Raw genomic sequence first — 20,132 nt, 5'->3', positions numbered from 1 at the left:
GCATAGGAAAATGCGATGAAGTTCTCGCTCCGGGCGCTACGCTACGTTGTTGAGACAGCCGACGCGGGCAGCGTGACGGAGGCGGCCAAGCGCCTGAACGTCTCTCAGCCCTCGATCTCCGCCGCGGTGAGCCAGATGGAGGCGGAACTCGGTATCCAGATATTCGTCCGTCACCTCGCGAAGGGTGTGACGCTCTCACCGGCAGGCCAGCGGCTGGTGAATGACGCGAGGCTGCTGCTCAACCATGCTCGCGATTTTGCCCAAAGCGCTCAATCGCTTGGCAGTACCCTGCATGGCGAGATCGTGGTCGGCAGCTTCCTGACGCTTGCGACGCGCTTCATGCCTGGGCTGCTGGCCGGCTTTCGCGTGTGCCAGCCAGGCATCTCGGTGAAACTGGAGGAAGGCGACCAGCAGGAGATCATCGACGGCTTGATCTCTGGGCGGACGGAATTGGCGCTGTCCTATTCCTTTGCCGTCCCCGATGAAATCATCGGCGAAAAGTTCTGCGAATTGCCGCCTTATATCGTCCTGTCGGCCAGTCATCCTTTGGCGACCCGGTCTTCGATCAGCCTGACCGAAATGCGCGACGAACCTTTCATCCTGCTGGATCTGCCGCATTCGCGCGATTACTTCTCCAGCCTGTTCACGGCATCCGGCATCGAACCGCGCATCTCGTTCCGGACCCGGTCATTCGAATTGATCCGCGGACTGATCGGGCACGGCCAAGGATATTCGATCCATAACGCCGTTCCGCGCACCACTATCGGCTATGATGGCAGCCGCGTCGCGGTGGTGCCCATCACCGAGAAACTGCCGCCGACGCATGTCATGGCGCTCCGCCTGAAGCGTCATGCGCTGCGGCCGGCGGTGCAGACATTTGCCGACTACGCGCGCGAGGCCTTTGCCGTTGGCGGCCAGTTCGCGCCGGGCTCAATAGCCCCGTCGGGGATCGACGCGGCTTAGCAGCTCCTGGCCGGCCCGAAGCCGGCGCACATTCTCGCCGATCTGCCGCGCCGCTGACCGCGGCAGCGCCACCGATGCCAGATGCGGCGTCACCAGAACATTGTCCATCGCCCACAAAGGACTCTCCGGTGACAATGGTTCGGAGGCAAAGACGTCCAGCGTCGCTTCCGCGATATGAGCCGAACGAAGCGCTTCGATCAAAGCCGGCTCATCGACGATGTTGCCGCGCGACACATTGATGAAGACGGCGCCCGGCTTCATCTGCGCTAGCCGTTCGGCATCGAGAAGGCCGCGGGTCTGCGGCGTCTGGGGCAGCATGCAGACCAGGATGTCGCTATCGCCCAGAATGTCCGGCAATGCGGACAGCCCGGCAGAGGTCTCGATGCCATCCACCGACTTCAGCGTGTTGGACCAGCCGCGCACCCGATAACCCTGCCGCGCGCATTCCAACGCCGCCGTCAGCCCGAGCTCACCGAGACCAAGCACGCCGACCTTGATGGTCTCAGGATCGCGCGGATGAATATAGCGCCAACGACGCTCAAGTTGAGCGCGCTCGAAGGCCGGGATATCGCGCGCATGACGCGTCACCGCGAATAGCACATAGCCGGCCATCATCCGCGCCATCTTCGGATCGGACAGGCGGGTGATCGGCACATCCGGCAGATCATCGCGTCCGACCAGCGCATCCACGCCGGCGCCGAGATTGACCACGAGCCCGAGATTTGGGTAACGGGCGAAAAAGCCATGCGGCGGCTTCCACACCAGCGCCTGCCTGACCTTGAGGGGATTTGCGATGTCGTCTGCCTGGCGCAGATCGATACCCTCTGCGGCAAGCGCATCACGCCACGTCTCGAAGTCATCGAAGGCGCTGTAGAACGCCATGACCTCCGATGTCATTGGGCGGCCTTTTCGGCGATCAGGCGCGACACCGCCGTCAATGCCAGTTCATAGCCAAGCGCGCCGAACCCTGCGATCACGCCCGTCGCCGCTCGCGAAACATAGGAGTGATGACGAAACGGCTCGCGCTTCCAGATATTGCTCATATGCGCCTCGATGATCGGGCCCTCGAAAGCGAGCAAGGCATCGAGGATCGGGACGGAGGAATAAGTCAGCCCGGCAGCATTGATGACGATGCCCTCCGCCTTCTCCCTCGCCTCCTGGATCCAGTCCACCAAAACGCCCTCGTGATTGGACTGACGGAAATCGACGGTCAGGCCAAGTGATGCCGCGTGATCTTCACAGCGCTTCTTGATGGAGACGAAACTCTCCCGGCCATAGGTGCCGCTCTTATCGAGCCCGTAGAGATTCGCATTGGGACCATTCAGGAAATAGACGGAGGCAGAGGTCATAACCGCGCTTTCTTAGCTGTCGCAGGGAAATCAGGCATCGCTCGGGGCAAACATGACGCCGCCCCCCCCCCGCGCGAGCAAAAGCTTAGAGAGCCTTTCTTCGCAGCAGAAATCAAAAGAAACTATGCGCTTCGACGGATTTCAGTATGGCACAAGGATTGATCTTCTTCGCAGCGACCAGCTGACAGCGAAGCCGTCACAAGACACCAACATCGCCGCGGAGAAGCACGAGACGACCAATCGACGGCGATCAGCCGTAAACAGCCGAGTGGACCGCACGATTTGCAGCCGTAAACGCCCGCAGCCTCGAGCTGCCAGCTTTAGTTCGCTTCCGGCTAGTGCATTGGGGCGTGCTTGACGGCATCCTTGATCTCGCGCCAGACCTTCGCGCACCAATTGCTGACATTTTGAATCAGGACTTTCTTCAAATCCAACTCTCGCTATAACCCTTTGTTGTCACCTGTCAGAAGCAAGAGTTGGGCCACCGGCCCAGCGACTTGATCGCCGCCGATGAAGCGCGGCATGCTTTCATTCGGGAACCGAAAGCGCCGCCTCGATCTCGACCCTTCGTGCGCGGCGTTCCGCCCGGAGCCGGTCCTTTGCTATGTTCTCCGCGATACGCGCCAGAAAGGCTGATGGGCTCTGGATCTGGCCGGGATCGCTGTCGCGATGAAGATGCAGCCAGGTCTCATGCAAGGCTTCTTCCGCGAAATCCTCAGACCCCAGCTGGCGCGTCAGCCGTGCTCTGAGATCCGGCCATAAATAGCGGGTCAACTCGGGCGACCGTTGTAGGGCGCCCGGGGGCGCGGGTGCAGGCACGATCACGAACGCGCCGGCACCGGTTTGAATCGCAATCAGTCCCGTCCCGGACAACAGCGTCGCCAAAGCCACATCGGGAGTGAGGTTGGCGTCGACAGTCCGCTGACCGCCGGCCTGTTGTGAGGTCAGTGGCTCAGCCACTGCCGGTGCTACCGCGGTCGCAACTGCTGCGGCATGGTGTCGAGGTTGAGAGGGGTCACTTTCCAGCGCGATGCATCGTCATATTCGAAGTCGGTCGTGACCTCGCCCGTATCGCGGCGGATCTGCATCAGCGCTGATTTCCATTGCCGGCCGGTCGGTTGACGCATGACGTTATTGAGCTCGCGAAACTTCCGGTTGACCGAGAGGTCCCCCGGGTCTCCCGGCTCGGCCCGGCCGTCGGCGTCATTGAAATCGGCAACGAGGCACGCGGCGGCGCCGTCGTAGACGGCGCACTATCAGCGTAACGTCGATTATTGGCTGCGCGTATTTTTCCGCCTTCACCGCGAAGAATAGTCGAGCGTCGCGGCGACCAATGCCTCTAACACTTCCAAGCAACTTCGTTGCTGCGGGGCGGATCTGCCCCAACCCGCGTGCAGGTCAGCGCAGCACAACTGCACGCAAATGATAGCGCGCAGCAAAGCTCGTTGGCGTTGGTGTCCTTCAGACCGCTCCTGCCGAGCCTGCCCTGCTTATGCAGAGCGAACAGCAGCGCGGCCTGAAAGCTATCGCCGGCACCGATCGTGTCCACAACCGTGACCGCCGGTGACCCGACTTCGATGGCCCCCGCCGCTGAATGCCAGGCCTGGACTCCCTTCATTCCGCGCGTGATGACATACAGGCTGCCGCCTCCAGCCAGGAACCCTTCCGCCTTCGCGGCGTAAGCCTCTTTCCCGTAGAGATAGTCGAAGTCTACGTCCGACATGCGAACGATGTCCGCGCTGTCGACAAACCTGTCCATGCGCGCGAGATAGGCTGTCTTGTCCTTGACCAGATTGGGCCTGCAGTTCGGGTCGAACGAGATCGTCGTCGATGATTTGGCATCGGCGACCATCGCGGCGGTTTCCGCGGCTCCCCTCTCGTTGACCAGCGTCGTTGAGCCGATGTGGACGGCCTCGATCGTCTCGAACGGAATTTTTCCGCGCGAATAGGTCCATTCCCGCGTGGCCGTCTCCGCGTCATAAAACGCATATTGCGACTCGCCTGCGACCATTCGGACGAAAGCGAGCGTGGTCTGGCGGTCGCTGCGGGTGGCATAGCGAAGGTCGACGCCGGACGCCACGGCGTGGTCGGCGATCATGCGGCCGAACAGGTCGGTCGAGACGCCACCGACAAAGCCGGTCGGCGCACCAAGCCGCGCCAGTCCGACCGCGACGTTGAGACAAGAGCCTCCCACTGCTGGTCGCACTGCCTCGCGCCCGTCCGCGGCCGCAACGGGCACGAAGTCGATCAGCGCATCGCCACAGCTCAGCAGCATAGTTCGCGACCTCCGAGATTAGAGCGTTTTCGAGCGAAGTGGACACCGGTTCGCGTGAAGAAAACGTGTCAAAACAAGAATCCAGAGCGTCGGTTCTGATTCAATCAGAACCGACGCTCTGGTTGCCGTTGATTACAAAACCGCGCATCGCGTCACGGCTTCCGCGATCAAGTCCGCGCAGCAACCTGTACACCTCCCGCTTTCGGCGGTGGAATTCTTCCATGCCTGGCGCGGCCGGCTCGGTCAGGCGACCGAGCGCCGACATCGCGGCCATGGTCTCGCCGAGTGAGGCATAGGCGCCAGCGGCGACGGCGCCGAGCATGGCCGCCCCGAGCAGGACCGGCTCCGCCGTTTGCGGCAGCGCCACCGTGAGGCCGGTCGTATCCGCCATGATCTGCCGCACCAGCGGGCTCCTTCCTGCGCCGCCGCCCATGACGATCAGCTTGCTGTTGACCCCCTGCGCCCTGAAGGCATCGATGACGTCGGCGAGGCCATAGGCGAGCCCGCACAATCCCGCCACGAACAGACGCTCCATCGCGCAGATATCCGTATCGAGATCGAGGCCGGCAATGACGGCGCGCGTGTCGGGATCGGCATAGGGCGAGCGGTTGCCGAGGAATTCCGGCAGCACATGAACGTCGCGCGCCAGCAGCGCCGCCCTGCTCGCCTGCCCCGCACGGGCCATGATCCGCTCCTCGAGGACCTGGATGATCTCCACGCCGTTGCGCCTTGCCGCGTCGCTCGCCTCGGCGTGGGCCGGATGGGAGCGGATCAAATAATCGATCGCAGCACCTGCCGCCGATTGCCCGCCTTCGTTGAGCCAAAAGCCGGGCACCATGCCGGAGTAATAGGGCCCCCAGACGCCGGGCACGAAGCAGGGGTCGACCGTTGTCGCCATGATGCAGGCGGAGGTCCCCATGATGTAGGCGAGGCGATTGCAGACATCGACCTCAGCGCCCGATGCGTCCCGACCGCCGATCGCGCCGAGGCCGCCGGCGTGTGCATCGATCAGCGAGGCGCCGACCGGCGTCCCCGGTCTCAACCCGAAATCCCGCGCCGCCTGTTCCGTCAGGCCAAACCCCAGCGGCGTTCCCGGCGCGACGATCTCGGTGCCGATCCTGCGGTATTCGTCCGCGACAAATTCATTCAAGCCCACGCGCTGAAAATATGGCGCGCTCCAACGCCCTTCATGCGCGAGGTAGTTCCACTTGCAGGTCACCGTGCAGGTCGAGCGCGCGAGCGATCCCGTCGCGCGCCACGAGAGGAAGTCGGCCAGGTCGAAGAAATGCCCGGCGCGATCAAAACTGTCGCGCAAGTGCCGCTTCAGCCAGAGCAGCTTCGGCATCTCCATCTCGGGCGAGATGGAGCCGCCAACATAGCGCAACACCTCATCCTGCGTGTCGTTGATCAGCCGCGCTTCCTCGATCGCGCGATGATCCATCCAGACGATAACGTTGCGCTGCTTGTCGCCTGACGTACTCACCGTCAACGGCTCGCCATGCCGATCGAGCGCGACCAGCGAGCAAGTCGCATCGAACCCGATGCCCTTCACGAACTCCGGTGATATCGCGGCCTCCGCCATCGCGCTGCGGACAGCAGAAACGCTAGCCGCCCAGATATCCGACGACGACTGCTCGACAATGTCACCTGCCTCATGCCAGACCGCGATCGGCTGTTTTGCAGTTGCGAGCAGGGCTCCGTTTTCGTCGAAGACGCCCGCGCGCGCGCTGGAGGTTCCGACGTCGATGCCGATGAAGGCTTGCCGCATGTTCGCTCCCGTCAGTTTTGACGCAAGCTTACCAGCAAGTATAGCCACCATCGACAAGAACGATGCTTCCCGTCATGAGGCTGGCCGCTTCCGATGACAGGAACAGGACCACCGAGGCAATCTCCTCCACCTGCCCCATCCGCGCCATCGGGGTGCCGCCGATCCAGGCGTCGTACATGCGGGGATTGCCCTTCACGAATGCGTTCAGGGGCGTCTCGATATAGGTCGGCGCCACCGCGTTGACGCGCACGCCGCGCGCGCCCCATTCGGCTGCGAGCGATTTGGTCAGATGGTGCACCGCAGCCTTCGAGGCGTTGTAGTAGCACTGCTCCTGCGGCTTATTGACGATGAAGCCGGACATCGAACCGATATTGACGATATTGCCCGTCCGCGCCTGAAGCATGTGCTTGCCGAAGGCGCGGCAGCACCAGAAGGTGCCGTTGAGATTGACGTCGATGACGTTCAGCCAGTGTTCGTCGGTCACGGTTTCGGCCGGAGTCTCGCTGCGCGCGATGCCGGCATTGTTGACGAGGACATCGACCCGGCCGTAGCGGACGACGAGTTCGTCGGCAACCTCGGTGACGCGCCGTGAATCCGTCACGTCCACGATCGCGACCTCGGCCTGATAGCCCTTCCCGCTCAGATGGGCGCGCGCTTCGTCGGCGACCGCCGCGTCGCGATCGGCAATCACGACCCTCGCGCCGGCCTCCGCCAGCGCCTCAGCACAGGCGAGGCCAATCCCCTGCCCGCCCCCGGTTACGACCGCGGTCTTGCCGGGTAGTTTGAATTTTTCCAGATACATCCTGATCTTCCTGTTAAGCCCGCAGCGATTTTCCGGTTTCATCGAACCGATGCAGGCGGCCGGGATCCGGCGACAGCAGGACGCGATCGCCGGCGCTCAAATCGAGCTCGCCAACGTGGCGCGCAGTGAGTGGTCCAATTGCGCCAGCGTCGACATAGAGAAAGGTGTCGCTGCCGAGATGCTCGGCGACCATGATGTTTCCCGGCCATCCCTCGCCGTCGCGCGCGATTTTCAGGTGCTCGGGGCGAACGCCAATGGTGGCCGCGTCGTGGCGGCCCGCGACCTCGCCGGAGATGAAGTTCATTTTCGGCGAGCCGATGAAGCCGGCGACGAACAGATTGGCCGGCTTTTCGTAGAGTTCGAGCGGCGTCCCGTATTGCTCGATCTTGCCGCCATTGAGCACCACAATCTTGTCCGCCATTGTCATCGCCTCGACCTGGTCGTGCGTGACATAGATGGCCGTCGTGCCAAGCTGCTTCTGTAGCCGCGTGACCTCCAGGCGCATCTGCACGCGCAGCGCGGCGTCGAGATTTGACAGCGGCTCGTCGAATAGAAACGCTTTCGGCTCGCGGACGATGGCGCGCCCGATCGCAACGCGCTGGCGCTGGCCGCCCGACAATTCGCGCGGCTTCCTATCGAGATACGGCGTCAGATTAAGGGTTGCTGCCGCGGCCTCCACCTTCCGGCTGATCTCGGCTTTCGGCAGGCCCGCCATCTTCAAGCCGAAGGCGATGTTGCCGCGCACGCTCATATGCGGATAGAGAGCATAGGATTGAAAAACCATCGACAAGCCGCGCTTGGCGGGCGGGACGTCGACGACGTTCTTGCCGTCGATCAGGATATTGCCGCCGCTGACGTCCTCGAGCCCGGCGATCAGGCGGAGAAGAGTGGTCTTGCCGCAGCCGGAAGGTCCGACGAAAACGACGAAGGAACCATCCGAGATATCCAGATCGGCGCCCTTGATGATGTGAACAGGCCCGAACGATTTCTGGACATTCTGAAGCGTGATCTGACCCATGGCTCCAGCCTTTCCGTTTTACTTGACCGCGCCAAAAGTCAGGCCGCGGACGAGCTGGCGCTGGCTGAACCAGCCGAGCACCAGGATCGGTGCGATGGCGAGCGTGGAAGCGGCCGATAGCTTGGCCCAGAACAGCCCTTCGGGACTCGAATAGGACGCGATGAACACGGTCAGCGGCGCGGCCTCCAGCGTCGAGAGATTCAACGTCCAGAACGCCTCGTTCCAGGCCAGGATAAAGTTCAAGAGCAACGTTGATGCGAGCCCCGGGACGGCCATGGGCGTCAACACATAGACGAGCTCCCGGCCGATCGTTGCGCCGTCCATGCGCGCGGCTTCGAGGATGTCCTTCGGGATTTCCTTGAAATAGGTAAACAGCATCCAGATTACGATCGGCAGATTGCCGAGGCAGAGGATGAAGACGAGACCAGTCAAAGTATCGAGCAAACCGAAATCGCGGTAGATCAGGTAGATCGGCACCAGCACGCCGACCGGCGGCATCATCTTGGTCGACAGCATCCAGAGCAGCACATCCTTGGTGCGTTTGGTCGGCGAGAACGCCATCGACCACGCAGCGGGAATCGCAATCAGCAGCGCGATCAGCGTCGAGCCGCCTGCCACGATGATGGAGTTGAGCGCATGATGGACATAGTCGCTGCGCTCCTGCACGGCGGCATAATTCTCGGTGGTCCAGTGAAAGAACAGGAATTTTGGCGGTATGGCGAAGGCATCGAGCTCGGTCTTGAAGCTCGCCAGCACCATCCACAGGATCGGAAAGAAGATCAGGAAGCCGACCAGCCACGCCGCAACGGTCGAGACCGCCACATGCCTGCTTGTTGCTATCCGCGCCATGCGTCAGGCCTCCAAATTCCGGCCGACGATCCTGACCAGGAAGAAGGCCACGATGTTGGCGATGACCACCGCCACCAACCCGCCCGCGGAGGCACCGCCGACGTCGTACTGGATCAGCGCCTGCGAATAGATCAGGAAGGCGATGTTGGTGGTCTGCAATCCCGGCCCGCCGCCGGTGGTGACGAAGATCTCGGCGAACACGGTCAGAAGGAAAATCGTCTCGATCAGGATCACGACAGTGATCGGTCGTGCCAGATGCGGCAGCGTGATGTAGATGAAGGTCGACAGCGCGCCGGCGCCGTCCATCTCCGCCGCCTCCTTCTGCTCTTCGTCTAGGGATTGCAGCGCCGTTAGAAGGATCAGCGTTGCAAACGGCAGCCATTGCCAGGAGACGATCAGGATGATTGCGAATAGCGGTATGTCGTTGAACCAGTCGATCGGTGGCGCGCCGAACAGCTTTGCGATCCAGGCGAACAGGCCAGAAACCGGATGCATCAGGAGGTTCTTCCAGATCAGCGCGCTGACCGTTGGCATCACGAAGAATGGCGCGATCACCATCAGCCGCACGATGTTGCGGCCAATGACCGGCTGGTCGAGCAACAGCGCGAGCGGAATCCCAAGCAGGATGGTCAGTCCAAGCACGGACCCGACCAGAACCAGTGTGTTCTGCAGCGAAGCGAGAAAAGCCGGGTCGGTCAGGAAATAACGAAAGTTCTCAAAGCCGACGAACTGCGCGGATTCGGAATCGAGCAGATTGTAACGCAGCAGCGAGAAATAGATCGTCAGCGCCAAGGGGACGATCATCCAGATGAACAGCAGCGCGACCGCTGGCGTCAGCAGCATCCGCGCGAGCAGTTGCGTTTGTCGGGTCCCCGTCCCCGTTTCCGTCGGCTGCAAAGCAGGCGCAGTCATCCGGTGCAAGCTGCCGGATGGCTGCGAGGGGCTTAGCTCGGGAGTGTGAGCCAAGGGAGCCACCTATTTGATGTAACCGGCACGCTTCATTTCCCGCTCCGTCGACGCTTGCGCGGCCGAGAGCGCCGCGTCCACGCTGGTCGAGCCGGACAGTGCCGCCGAGAACTGCTGGCCGACTGCAGTGCCGATGCCCTGGAATTCCGGGATCGCCGCATACTGCACGCCAACGTAAGGCACCGGCTGCACCGTCGGTTTGTTCGGATCGGCGGCATCGATCGACGCCAGCGTCAATTTGGCGAACGGCGCGACCTTCAGATAGTCAGGGTTCTGGTACAGCGACGTCCGCGTACCCGGCGGCACGTTGGCCCAGCCCTCCTTCGACGCAACCAGTTTTGCGTAGTCCTTGCCGGTCGCCCAGGCGATGAATTTCTCGGCGGCCTCGACCTTCTTGGAGCCTGCGGGAATCGCGAGGTTCCAGGCCCACAGCCAGTTTGCGTTCTTGCCGAGCCCGGTGTTCGGCGCGAGCGCAAAGCCGACCTTGTCGGCGACCGTGGAGTCCTTTGGATTGGTCACAAACGACGCCGCAACTGTTGCGTCGATCCACATCGCGCATTTGCCAGCGTTGAACAGGGCCAGATTTTCGTTGAAGCCATTCGAGCTGGCGCCGGGAGGGCCCGCCTCCTTCATCAGGTCGACATAGGTCGCCAGCGTTTTCTTCCATTCGGGCTTGTCGAACTGCGGCACCCACTTCTCGTCGAACCAGCGTGCACCATAGGAATTGGCCATAGCGGTGAGGAACGCCATGTTCTCACCCCAGCCGGCCTTGCCACGCAGGCAGATGCCGTAGACCCCAGCCTCCTTGTCGGTCAGCTTCTTGGCCGCACTGATCACGAAATCCCAGCTCGGATTTTCCGGCATGGTAAGCCCGGCCTTCTGGAACAGGTCGGTCCGATACATGGTCATCGAGCTTTCGCCGTAGAACGGCGCCGCATAAAGCTTGCCGGAGACGGACACCGCGTCCTTGATCCTCGGCAAGAGATCGGCGACGTCGTAGTCGGCGCCGAGCTTGTCGAGCGGCACCAGCCAGTTCTTCTTGGCCCAGATCGGCACCTCATAGGTGCCGATGGTCAGGACGTCGAACTGGCCGCCCTTGGTCGCGATATCGGTGGTGACGCGCTGGCGCAGCACGTTCTCCTCGAGCGTCACCCATTTGACCGTGATGTCCGGATTTTTGCTGGTGAAGTCGCTCGTCAATCCCTGCATGCGGATCATGTCGCCGTTGTTGACGGTGGCAATCGTCAGGGCGGTCTGGGCGAGTGAGGGAGTTGAAAGCAAGAGCGCGGCCGCGCCCAGAAGGGCGCCATGGACGTTTTTCACGGTAAACCTCCCATAGTCGCGTTTGAGCATATGCCCACGCGTTGAGCGTATGTTCACATCAACCTTTCAGCTTGTCAAGCTGACACACGCTATCCGGCTGCCCGCAGCGCCGGAGAGAAAATCCGTTTCATTCAGGAAGACGCGACGATCGTGCCGGCCCTATCGATCGAGGATAGCCCGGGCCGTTGCTTCGTCGGTGATGAGGCCGTTGATGAGGCGCCCGATCAGCGCGGCGCCGATCGCTGGAACCTTGGCCTGCCCAATCGCCGCGGCGATCGTGGTGGTCCGCGCCGGCACCTGCGGAGGAATACTGGTCAACCGCTTGTTCGTGCCCCCCTTGATGAGCCGGCCCTTGGCGTCATAGGCCCAACCCGTCACCTCGCCGACGGCGCCAAGCCGCATCATCTCGAACAGCTCTTCGCGGCTGACGAAGCCATCAACATGCACCTGGGCCTTCTGGTCCATCTGACCGATGCCGATGAGACGCAGGTCGGCTCTCGCGGCAATCGCCTGGATCTTGGCGATTGGTTCGATCCGGTTCATACGGTTGCGCTCGTCTTCCGACGACATCAGGAATGGCAGAGGCATCGGATAGTGGCGGGCGCCGGTGCGATCGGCAAGGCGCCCCACCGTATCGAAGAAACTCGCCGAGCCGTCCGCCGAGATGTTTCCCACCAGCGAGACGATCTGGTGATTCGGCCGCTCGATCGGCGTGACGCGCTCCACCGCGGCCCGCACCGCGCGCCCGGTGCCCAATGCGACAATGACCGGGGTTTCCGCGCGCAAGGTTGAGTCCAGCAGATTGGCGCAACGCTCCGCGATGCCGGCGGCGGAATGCGGCGACGCCGGGTCCGACGGCACTACCTCGCAGTGAACGAGATCGAAGCGATCCTTGAGCTTCAACGCCAGTTCCATGCATGCGGCAATAGGGTGTTCGAGGCGGAAGGTGATCAGGCGTTCTGCGAGGCAAAGCGACACCAGACGCTGCGCGGACGCTCGCGAGACCTGCAGCATCTTGGCGATCTCGTCCTGCGTATGGCCGGCGATGAAATAGAGCCAGCCGGCGCGCGCGGCGTCGTCAAGACGGGATTTCTCGTTCTCGAGTGCTGCCATGAAAGCCCGCTATCTTTCGCCCCAGAAGTCCGCCATCCGGTCGAAGACACGATCTGCGCCGGCATCGCGCAGCATGCTATGCCGATCACCAAACTGGTAGTGACTGCCACCGATAAAGCCCCATACGGTCATGCCGGCGGCCTTTGCTGCGGTCACACCGCTGACACTGTCTTCGATGACAAGCGTGCGCTGTGGTGCGGCGCGCATCTGCGCAGCCGCATGGAGAAACAGGTCGGGGGCCGGCTTGCCGCGGGCCACCATCTGCGCCGTGTACACCCTGTCGCCGAAATGCGGCGCCAGACCGGTCAATGCCAGCGAAAGCGATACCCGGTCGAGATCGCTGGACGATGCAACACAAAACGGCATTTGCAGGCTGGAGATCAATGAGCCCACCCCAAGGACAGGCTGCAACGAATGCCTGAACCGTTGCAGCACCCGCGCCTTCAACGCGATCAGAAAGTTCTCGGGAACGAGGCGTTGGTCCCCCTTGTAGTGCTGCAAGATCGCCGTCGTGCTGCGGCCAAGAAATAACTCGAGGGCATCGTCCCTACTGAGCTCTATGCCGAACTCGCCAAGGACCTCTGACAGGCACTGACAGCTCAATATCTCGCTGTCCACGAGGACGCCATCGCAGTCGAAGATGACCAGATCAGGCTTTAGGTGACTGGGTTCCATCCCACAATAGGATCATATGCTCATCAGTTGAGCAATAGCCCAGCGGCCAGGAGCGCGGCGACCGCCAGATCGGCGGGCGCAACCGACGCGCGGCAGGCCGTAAGCAGGACGTCCTGAGGCCGAGCTCTAGAATCCGAATAGTCTTGCCGGATTGTGAACAAGTATCTTCTCCAAGGTCGCTTCGTCAGGCGCATACTTGTACACGAGTTCGAGAAGATCGGCGTCGTTGGGCGGCTGCACGACCGAAACCGGATGCGGCCAGTCGGTGGCCCAGACGCAGCGGTCCGGCGCCGCTTCGATATAGGTGCGCGCGATGGGGATGACGTCTTCCCAGGGGGGACCGGCCTTTGAGGTCTTTTCCCCAAGCGACAGCATGACCCAGAAATTGCCCTTCGACAGCAGCTCAAGCATCTTCTGCAGATTCGGATCGTTCTTGCCGCGGGTCGGGTCGGGACGCGCCATGTGATCGATCAACACCGGCACGTTGAGGGATTGGTACTTCTCAACGCTGGAGATGATGCCGTCCTTCTCCGGCTGAATCTTGACGTACCAGCCGAGCTCGCGGATGCGCGCGATCGCCCGCGCAAAATCCTTGTCCGACAGCACAGCCCCTAGTTCCTGCCGAAAACTGAAGCGCGCGCCGCGGACTCCTGCCTCATGCAGCTTGGCGAGGTAGGCATCATCAGCTTCGGCAAACACCAGCGCGTTGGCGCAGCCGCGATAGTTCGGGCCCATTGCCGCCAGACCGTCGAGCACGACCGTGTGGTCCGCGCCATAGGTCGTGGTCTGCACGATCACGCCGCGCTCGATCCCGAGCGCCTTGTGCATCCGCAGCGCCGCCTCCCAGGTTGCGGTCGGCATCTGATAGGCCGCGCCCGGACGTACCGGATATTTCTCCAGCGGTCCAAGCACGTGAAACTGGCTGTCGACAGTCTTTGGCGGCGGCAGCTTCGAAGGCCGGCGCGGATTCGAATCAAAGGGGAGATAGGTCGGCACGGCAAACTCCTTAGTCAATCACGGCGGTGAAATCGCACTGCACCAGCGCGCCGCCTTCCATGTCCATCGGCAGCGCATGACGCGCCGGGCGTGAGTGTTCGTCGGGAAACATCTTCAGCCACTCGGCATTGACAGGCGCGCGCTGCGAACGGTCCTTGAGCCAGACCGTCATCTTGATGATGTCGTCGGTGCTGCCACCAGCCGCCTCGATGGTCGCCTTCATATGCGCGAACATGTTGGCGCATTGCGCTTCCAGGCTCTCCGGCATCGCTCCGGTCGCGGGATCGCGGCCGAGGATAACGCCGGACATCACGAGATTGCCGATGCGAGAAGCGTTCGGGATCGGATTGGCGTGCTTAAAGCCACCGATGTGGACGCTTCTGCGCCGTGCTTGACCAGTCATCGCTTTCCCTCTGCTGGTTTGGTTCAGACAAATTGGCAGGACACCGAGCCGAACGATCCGTAATCGGCATGGAAGGTATCACCACGGCTGATATCAACCGGTCGCGTGAACGATCCGGCGAGCACGACTTCGCCGGCGCGCAATTGCTCATCATGCGGCGCCAGGCGATTGGCGAGCCAGGCGATGCCGTTGGCCGGATGGTTGAGCACGCCGGCGGCAAGCCCGGTCTCCTCGACCTGTCCATTGCGGAACAGCAGCGCACCGATCCAGCGCAGATCCGCCTCGAGCGGCCGGAACGGACGGCCGCCGAGCACGAGCGCGGCATTGGCGGCATTGTCCGAAATCGTGTCCATGACCTTACGGGTCTGGCCAGTCTCGGGATCGACGCGATGCATGCGGGTCTCGAGGATTTCGAGCGCGGGCGTCACGTAGTCGGTGGCGTTGAGCACGTCGAAGATGGAGCAGTCCGGGCCGCGCAACGGCGCCTTCAGCACGAAGGCGAGCTCGACCTCGATCCGCGGCGCATGGAAGCGATCGAACGGAATCGCGCTCGCATCCGGATAGAACATGTCGGCGAACAGCACGCCATAATCGGGCTCGGCGATGCCGACCGCGTTCTGCATCGCTTTTGAGGTCAGGCCGATCTTGTGGCCCTTGATGACGCGTCCGCGATCGAGCTGCAGACGCGTCCAGGCGCGCTGGATCGCATAGGCATCCTCGATCGTGAGATCGGGATGCTGGCGCGTGAACATGGTAGTGAGCGTCTTGGTCCGTTCGGCCTCGTCAAGCCGCTCTGCGAGGCGCCGGATGATTGAAGGATCTAGCATGGCGCTATTGCTCCATAACCACCGAGTTGCGCAGCACGCCGATCCGCGACGACTCCACCTCGACCACATCGCCGGGTTTGAGCCAGCGCGGCGGATCGAACCGGGCGCCGGCGCCCGTCGGTGTGCCGGTCGCGATCATGTCGCCGGGCTTCAGGGTCGCGAATGTGGAGAGATAGGAGATCAGGAAATCGAACGGGAACATCAGCCGCTCGGTGCTGTCCTGCTGTCTGACCTCGCCATTGACGCGGGTGATGATGTCGTGTGGTCCCCGCGGATCGCATTCTTCCGACGTCACGATCCAGGGGCCGATGCTGCCGGAGCGATCGAAATTCTTGCCCTGCGTGACGTTGAACTTGCCGTGATGCAGCCAGTCTCGCACGCTGCCCTCGTTGCACAGCGTCATGCCGAAGATATGCGAGAAGGCGTCGTCGCGCGCGATGTGCCTTCCCTGCTTGCCGATCACGATGACGAGCTCGCCCTCATAGTCGAGCTGGTCGGAGACTTTCGGCTTCTCGATCCCCTGCCCCGATCCCACCACCGACGATGGATTGCGCACGAACAGGCTCGGATATTTCGGCAGGTCCGAGTTGTCCTTGTATTCGGCGTTGCGGTCCTTGTAGTTCACGCCGATGCACCAGAGCTTTTCCGGTGCCGGTACCGGCGGCAGCAGCGTCAATTGGTCCAGCGCATGATCGGGACGCTGGCCGGCCGAAGCACGCCGGGCCGACGCAAGGCCGTCGCGCGCGATCAGTGATTTCAGATCGGGAAATTCAGCGCCGATCCGCACCATCAGATCGACGACCCCATCGTCATCAGCCACACCATAATGTGGCTCGCCATTCACGAGATAGCTCAACAGTCGCATCGCACGCTTTCCTTCGACGAGAGTTTCACGCTGTCTGGCCGCTACGCTGGGCGCCGGCGGCCGCAGCCAGTTCGCGCCCGCGCGTCTCGGGCAAGGATAGGGTCATCGCCAGGAAGATGATGATGGCGGGCACGACGACCATCATGCCGAGCGCAAGCTGGCCGCCGAACCAGCCGGCCGTCAGCGGAACGACCACAGGTGCCAAGCTGCCGACGCCGCGCCCCGCCATGTAGATGAAGGATACCGCGGTCGAACGCACCTCGATCGGATAGATTTCCGACAGCCAGGTGCCGACCACGCCGAGCGCCGAGTTACCGATCACGAAGGCGATGTAGACCCAGAACATTGGGAAGCCAAACAGGCTGCCGGCGAACCTGTCATACGCGAAGATATAGAGGCCGCAGGCCATCGCGCCCCACGCGAGGCCCGGCAACAGCGCGCCGAACCGCCGGCCGAAGGCGTCGTTGAGCAGGCCCATGCTGATGTACGAGCAGCCGCCGACGATGGAAGCGATCACCGAGATGTTGCGCACGACTTCGGGCGGCGCCGCGAGCGACTTCTGCATCAGGGTCGGCATGAAGACGACGACGCCGTAATAGCAGAACATGTAGGCCATCATCCACGCCAGGCACATCAGCGAGATCGGCAGCAACCGGCCCTGGAACATCAGAAGCATCGTGTTGGTGGTCTTGACCTTGCTCGCGACCAGGCCGCTTTTGCGCGTACGATCGAACTGCAGCCACGCCTTGGATTCCGGCATGAAGAAGCGGATGAAGATCATCAGCAGGATCGGCGAGCCGCCGGTCAGAAGCGCAATGCGCCATCCCCATTCCACGCTGAACGACGTGGTGGCCCAAACCCCGACGATCGAGGCGCCGGCGCTCGCGACCACCGCACTGCCCTGGATGAAGGCGCTGCCGATACCGCGGCGGTCCTTGTTCCAGGCCTCATTGAACAGCACCATGCCGGCACCCCATTCGCCGCCGAGCCCGACGCCGGTGATGAAGCGGAGCAATGCCAGGCTCCAATAATCCCAGGCGAACGCCGATGCGATCGATCCGGCGGCGAACACGCCGAGCGTGAGCTGCAGCGCCTGCTTGCGGCCGATGCGGTCGCCGAGCCAGCCGAATAGTGCGCCGCCGATCACTGACCCGATCAAGGTCAGACTCGTCACGCTCGCGACCTGGCCCAGCGAAATGCCGAGCGACGACTGTATCGAGCTCATCAGGAACGGCATGATGAGCACGTCGTAGAGATCGAGCGCGAAACCGAGCATGCAGGAGAAGATGATCGCGGCGCGTTCGCCGGTCGTATAGGTGCCGATTGCGGAAAGCGAGGACTGTTCGGTCATGTCTGTCTTGCTGATATTGCGATCTCAATCGGTCGACTTCGGCGCCTGGAACACGGCGCGCAAGGTGACGATCTCTCCGAGCCGGGCATAACGCGGGCCTGCGATGCGCGCAATCGGATCGAGCGCCTCGGTTTCGACCTTGCCGTTGTTCACGAGACCATCCCGGAGGTGGAACATCAGAACCTCGCCGACGATCAGCCGGCTGCGGGCCTCACCGAATTCGAGACATTGGCGAAACCGGCATTCCATGGCAACCGGCGGCGCGGCGAGCCGCGGCACCTTGATGCGTTCGCTCGGCACGGTCTCGAGCTTGAGCAGTTCGACCTCACTCACCTCGGGCGGATGCTCGACCGAACTCTCATGCAGCGCCGTCATCAGCGGCGTGTCGGCGATGTGGATGACGTATTCTTCGGTATCTAGAATATTATGCGCGGTGTCCTTGTAGACGCCGGCCTTGCGGCCAACGCTGATGGCGAGCATCGGCGGTTTCTGCGAGACAAAGGTGAAGGCGCTGAAGGGGGCGAGATTGAGCACACCTTTGCGCGACATGCTGGTCACCCAGGCGATCGGCCGTGGCACGACGATCCCGGTCATCAGCCGATAGATGCGCTCGGCGCCGAGTTCTGAGGGGTCAATCTGCATGCTGCCTCGAAGCTTGACTGGCCTGCGCACCGGCCTCAATCGGCCCGGATGTTCGCCTTGCGGACGATGGGAATCCATTTGGCGTCTTCGCGCGTCAGATAGGCCGTGAACTCCGCAGGCGACATTGTGACGGCCTCGGCGCCGAGCTTGTCGAATTTCGCGACGACCGCGGGATCCTTCAGGATCTCCGCCATGGTGTCGTGCAGCTTCGTTACGATCGCGTCCGGCGTACCGGCCGGCGCGAACAGGCCGGTGAAGGTCTGCGCGTCGAAATCCTTGTAGCCGAGCTCGGCGAAGGTCGGCACGTCGGGCATCGAGGCCAAGCGATGTCCGCTGGTGACTGCAAGCACACGAACCGCGCCGCTCTTGACGAAGGGCAGCGCGACGGAAACCTGGTCGAACGCGAACTGCACCTGCCCACCGATGAGATCATTGGTCGCCGGCGCATTGCCGCGGTAATGCACTGTGACCCATTGCAGGCCGAGTTCCGATTGCGCCAGTTCGCTGAGCAAATGATTGGTCGTCCCCGCCCCCGGCGAGGCCATCGTGAGTTTGCCCGGCTCGCGGCGCGCCAGGTCAAGAAACTCCTTCAACGTCTTTGCCTGAACGGATGGATGAACCTCGAGCACCAAGGGCGTCATCGAGATGGTCGTGATCGGGAGGAAATCCCGTTTCCAGACATAGGCCTCGCGCTTATTGATCTCGGGAGCGAACAGCACCGGGCCGTTGGCGCCGATGAACAGCGTGTAGCCATCCTTCGCCGATTTCGCGAACGCCTCGCCCGCGACCAGGCCACCGGCGCCGGACTTGTTCTCCACGATGAAGGCCTGCCCGAGCCGTTGCTGCAGCTTGTCAGCCACGATGCGGGCAGCGCTGTCGACATTGCCGCCGGCGGGATATGGCACGATCAAGCGGACATTGCGCTCCGGCCATGTCTGGGCTGCGACCGGTCCAATGACCATCACCGCGATGGCCGCAACCGCAACAGCGAGAAACCTCATGTGACATCCTCCCAAAGCGGCGGCGGATGAGGTCTCCACCCTGTTCTTGTTGAGTGTCCGATCGGGGTCGTCTAGGCGACGCCTCGATGAGATGCGAGATCATCCGGCGAGCGGGCTTTACTTGTCGACGGCTTTGCGCCAATTCTGTCCACATTATGGACAGCAAACCGTGACCACGGAACCGAGGCAAGGTGCCCAGGCGATCCGGCGCGCGTTGATGGTCTTGCGCATCCTCGCCGCTGGCAGGGAGACCGGAGTACCGCTTACCGAAGTGGTGCAGGCGACCGGGCTGACGCGGCCGACGGTGCACCGGATCGTTCACGTGCTGATCGAGGAAGGCATCGTCGAACGGCACGAGAAGACCGGCCGCTATGCGATCGGCGGACAGGTGCCGGAATTGGCGCTGGCGCGCCCCTCGCGTTCGCCGCTGCTTGCCGCGGCGGACAATATCCTGGCGCGAACCTCGCAGCGGGTCGGCGACACGTTGTTCCTGACGGTACGTACCGGCAATGATACGCTGTGCATCGATCGCAGGATCGGCTCCTATCCGATCCAGGTGTTGTCGATCGAAGTCGGCGCCAGACGTCCGCTCGGCGTCAGCAGTGCAGGTGTTGCGATTCTTGCCGCGATGCCGACGCCCGACGCACGCAAGATCGTGACTGCCAATGAAGTGCGGTTTGCCGGTTATCGCACCAGCGTGGCGACGGTGCTTTCACAAATCGCCTTGGCCAAGCGCAGAGGCTATAATCTGCGCGAGGCCGGTCTGGTGCAGGGAACGAAATCGCTGTCCACCTGGATCAAGACCCCCGATCGCCGGCCGGCCGCGGCGATCACCGTATCAGCCGTTCGCACCAGACTCGGACCGCGCCGAGAGCAAGAGGTCGCCGAGATTTTGCTAGAGGCTGCCCTCGCGATCGAGAAGAAAATTGAGTCTCTCCCTTAGAGC

Annotated in this window: 22 protein-coding genes; 2 read left to right on the top strand and 20 right to left on the bottom strand. The window is 62.5% G+C overall.

Going from position 1 to position 20,132, the window contains the following annotated elements:
- The first annotated feature begins 15 nt into the window (after positions 1–15).
- Complete coding sequence (locus CWO89_RS08085; RefSeq protein ID WP_130578103.1) at positions 16–963, top strand: LysR family transcriptional regulator; 948 nt, start codon at positions 16–18, stop codon at positions 961–963.
- On the opposite strand, the gene CWO89_RS08080 is transcribed toward CWO89_RS08085, so the two are convergent.
- The 20 genes from CWO89_RS08080 to CWO89_RS07990 all read right to left on the bottom strand — a co-directional run bounded on the left by CWO89_RS08080 (position 931) and on the right by CWO89_RS07990 (position 19,186).
- Entirely contained in the window at positions 931–1,860 is a 930-nt protein-coding gene (locus tag CWO89_RS08080; RefSeq protein WP_130578102.1) for a 2-hydroxyacid dehydrogenase, read from the bottom strand. The two genes, CWO89_RS08085 and CWO89_RS08080, sit on opposite strands and share 33 nt — an antisense overlap.
- Positions 1,857–2,312 (bottom strand): type II 3-dehydroquinate dehydratase, encoded by a 456-nt coding sequence (locus CWO89_RS08075; RefSeq protein ID WP_130578101.1) that lies wholly within the window; start codon positions 2,310–2,312, stop codon positions 1,857–1,859. Before CWO89_RS08075 ends, CWO89_RS08080 begins: the two co-directional genes overlap by 4 nt.
- Before the next feature lie 528 nt (positions 2,313–2,840).
- Positions 2,841–3,272, bottom strand: a complete 432-nt coding sequence (locus CWO89_RS08070) for a sigma factor (RefSeq protein ID WP_165421053.1) — start codon at positions 3,270–3,272, stop codon at positions 2,841–2,843.
- Between the two features lie 8 nt (positions 3,273–3,280).
- Positions 3,281–3,439 carry a hypothetical protein gene (locus CWO89_RS45750; RefSeq protein WP_165421052.1) on the bottom strand — a complete coding sequence of 53 codons (159 nt, stop codon included), beginning with the start codon at positions 3,437–3,439 and terminating at the stop codon, positions 3,281–3,283.
- A gap of 212 nt (positions 3,440–3,651) precedes the next feature.
- Entirely contained in the window at positions 3,652–4,587 is a 936-nt protein-coding gene (locus CWO89_RS08065; protein ID WP_130578099.1) for a carbohydrate kinase family protein, read from the bottom strand.
- Positions 4,588–4,687: 100 nt separating this feature from the next.
- Positions 4,688–6,355, bottom strand: a complete 1,668-nt coding sequence (locus CWO89_RS08060) for an FGGY-family carbohydrate kinase (RefSeq protein ID WP_130578098.1) — start codon at positions 6,353–6,355, stop codon at positions 4,688–4,690.
- Positions 6,356–6,383: 28 nt separating this feature from the next.
- Positions 6,384–7,157, bottom strand: a complete 774-nt coding sequence (locus CWO89_RS08055; protein ID WP_130578097.1) for an SDR family NAD(P)-dependent oxidoreductase — start codon at positions 7,155–7,157, stop codon at positions 6,384–6,386.
- Between the two features lie 13 nt (positions 7,158–7,170).
- Positions 7,171–8,175 (bottom strand): ABC transporter ATP-binding protein, encoded by a 1,005-nt coding sequence (locus CWO89_RS08050; protein WP_130578096.1) that lies wholly within the window; start codon positions 8,173–8,175, stop codon positions 7,171–7,173.
- An 18-nt stretch (positions 8,176–8,193) separates the two neighbouring features.
- Complete coding sequence (locus CWO89_RS08045) at positions 8,194–9,024, bottom strand: carbohydrate ABC transporter permease (protein ID WP_130578095.1); 831 nt, start codon at positions 9,022–9,024, stop codon at positions 8,194–8,196.
- Positions 9,025–9,027: 3 nt separating this feature from the next.
- On the bottom strand, positions 9,028–9,936 hold the full coding sequence (locus CWO89_RS08040) for a carbohydrate ABC transporter permease (RefSeq protein ID WP_130578094.1): 909 nt from the start codon (positions 9,934–9,936) through the stop codon (positions 9,028–9,030).
- 63 nt (positions 9,937–9,999) lie between these two features.
- A complete protein-coding gene (locus CWO89_RS08035) occupies positions 10,000–11,313 on the bottom strand; it encodes an ABC transporter substrate-binding protein (RefSeq protein WP_165421051.1) in 1,314 nt (437 codons plus the stop codon).
- Between the two features lie 159 nt (positions 11,314–11,472).
- The gene (locus CWO89_RS08030; RefSeq protein ID WP_130578092.1) at positions 11,473–12,426 is read right to left on the bottom strand and encodes a sugar-binding transcriptional regulator; all 954 of its coding nucleotides are present in this window, start codon (positions 12,424–12,426) and stop codon (positions 11,473–11,475) included.
- A gap of 9 nt (positions 12,427–12,435) precedes the next feature.
- Positions 12,436–13,101: an HAD family hydrolase gene (locus tag CWO89_RS08025; protein ID WP_130578091.1), complete on the bottom strand. Its 666-nt coding sequence runs from the start codon at positions 13,099–13,101 to the stop codon at positions 12,436–12,438.
- 126 nt (positions 13,102–13,227) lie between these two features.
- Positions 13,228–14,097 (bottom strand): amidohydrolase family protein, encoded by an 870-nt coding sequence (locus CWO89_RS08020; protein ID WP_130578090.1) that lies wholly within the window; start codon positions 14,095–14,097, stop codon positions 13,228–13,230.
- 10 nt (positions 14,098–14,107) lie between these two features.
- Positions 14,108–14,500, bottom strand: a complete 393-nt coding sequence (locus CWO89_RS08015) for a RidA family protein (protein ID WP_130578089.1) — start codon at positions 14,498–14,500, stop codon at positions 14,108–14,110.
- 23 nt (positions 14,501–14,523) lie between these two features.
- The gene (hpaH, locus tag CWO89_RS08010) at positions 14,524–15,327 is read right to left on the bottom strand and encodes a 2-oxo-hept-4-ene-1,7-dioate hydratase (RefSeq protein WP_130578088.1); all 804 of its coding nucleotides are present in this window, start codon (positions 15,325–15,327) and stop codon (positions 14,524–14,526) included.
- Between the two features lie 4 nt (positions 15,328–15,331).
- Positions 15,332–16,192 (bottom strand): fumarylacetoacetate hydrolase family protein, encoded by an 861-nt coding sequence (locus CWO89_RS08005; protein WP_130578087.1) that lies wholly within the window; start codon positions 16,190–16,192, stop codon positions 15,332–15,334.
- A gap of 25 nt (positions 16,193–16,217) precedes the next feature.
- Positions 16,218–17,543 (bottom strand): MFS transporter, encoded by a 1,326-nt coding sequence (locus CWO89_RS08000; RefSeq protein WP_130578086.1) that lies wholly within the window; start codon positions 17,541–17,543, stop codon positions 16,218–16,220.
- A gap of 24 nt (positions 17,544–17,567) precedes the next feature.
- Entirely contained in the window at positions 17,568–18,185 is a 618-nt protein-coding gene (locus CWO89_RS07995) for a flavin reductase family protein (RefSeq protein ID WP_130578085.1), read from the bottom strand.
- 35 nt (positions 18,186–18,220) lie between these two features.
- Positions 18,221–19,186, bottom strand: a complete 966-nt coding sequence (locus CWO89_RS07990) for a Bug family tripartite tricarboxylate transporter substrate binding protein (RefSeq protein ID WP_130578084.1) — start codon at positions 19,184–19,186, stop codon at positions 18,221–18,223.
- Between the two features lie 169 nt (positions 19,187–19,355).
- On the opposite strand from CWO89_RS07990, the gene CWO89_RS07985 reads away from it, so the two are divergent.
- Positions 19,356–20,129 (top strand): IclR family transcriptional regulator, encoded by a 774-nt coding sequence (locus CWO89_RS07985; RefSeq protein WP_282526825.1) that lies wholly within the window; start codon positions 19,356–19,358, stop codon positions 20,127–20,129.
- The last annotated feature ends 3 nt before the right edge of the window (positions 20,130–20,132 follow it).

The organism is Bradyrhizobium sp. Leo170 (assembly GCF_004296405.1).
Classification (GTDB): Bacteria; Pseudomonadota; Alphaproteobacteria; order Rhizobiales; family Xanthobacteraceae; genus Bradyrhizobium.
This window is presented reverse-complemented; position numbering and strand designations above follow the sequence as displayed.

Coding starts and splice junctions, on each gene's coding strand:
- CWO89_RS08085 (WP_130578103.1), top strand. CDS start 16: ATGAAGTTCTCGCTCCGGGCGCTACGCTACGTTGTTGAGACAGCCGAC.
- CWO89_RS08080 (WP_130578102.1), bottom strand. CDS start 1,860: ATGACATCGGAGGTCATGGCGTTCTACAGCGCCTTCGATGACTTCGAG.
- CWO89_RS08075 (WP_130578101.1), bottom strand. CDS start 2,312: ATGACCTCTGCCTCCGTCTATTTCCTGAATGGTCCCAATGCGAATCTC.
- CWO89_RS45750 (WP_165421052.1), bottom strand. CDS start 3,439: ATGCGTCAACCGACCGGCCGGCAATGGAAATCAGCGCTGATGCAGATC.
- CWO89_RS08065 (WP_130578099.1), bottom strand. CDS start 4,587: ATGCTGCTGAGCTGTGGCGATGCGCTGATCGACTTCGTGCCCGTTGCG.
- CWO89_RS08060 (WP_130578098.1), bottom strand. CDS start 6,355: ATGCGGCAAGCCTTCATCGGCATCGACGTCGGAACCTCCAGCGCGCGC.
- CWO89_RS08055 (WP_130578097.1), bottom strand. CDS start 7,157: ATGTATCTGGAAAAATTCAAACTACCCGGCAAGACCGCGGTCGTAACC.
- CWO89_RS08050 (WP_130578096.1), bottom strand. CDS start 8,175: ATGGGTCAGATCACGCTTCAGAATGTCCAGAAATCGTTCGGGCCTGTT.
- CWO89_RS08045 (WP_130578095.1), bottom strand. CDS start 9,024: ATGGCGCGGATAGCAACAAGCAGGCATGTGGCGGTCTCGACCGTTGCG.
- CWO89_RS08040 (WP_130578094.1), bottom strand. CDS start 9,936: ATGACTGCGCCTGCTTTGCAGCCGACGGAAACGGGGACGGGGACCCGA.
- CWO89_RS08030 (WP_130578092.1), bottom strand. CDS start 12,426: ATGGCAGCACTCGAGAACGAGAAATCCCGTCTTGACGACGCCGCGCGC.
- CWO89_RS08025 (WP_130578091.1), bottom strand. CDS start 13,101: ATGGAACCCAGTCACCTAAAGCCTGATCTGGTCATCTTCGACTGCGAT.
- CWO89_RS08015 (WP_130578089.1), bottom strand. CDS start 14,500: ATGACTGGTCAAGCACGGCGCAGAAGCGTCCACATCGGTGGCTTTAAG.
- hpaH (WP_130578088.1), bottom strand. CDS start 15,327: ATGCTAGATCCTTCAATCATCCGGCGCCTCGCAGAGCGGCTTGACGAG.
- CWO89_RS08005 (WP_130578087.1), bottom strand. CDS start 16,192: ATGCGACTGTTGAGCTATCTCGTGAATGGCGAGCCACATTATGGTGTG.
- CWO89_RS08000 (WP_130578086.1), bottom strand. CDS start 17,543: ATGACCGAACAGTCCTCGCTTTCCGCAATCGGCACCTATACGACCGGC.
- CWO89_RS07995 (WP_130578085.1), bottom strand. CDS start 18,185: ATGCAGATTGACCCCTCAGAACTCGGCGCCGAGCGCATCTATCGGCTG.
- CWO89_RS07990 (WP_130578084.1), bottom strand. CDS start 19,186: ATGAGGTTTCTCGCTGTTGCGGTTGCGGCCATCGCGGTGATGGTCATT.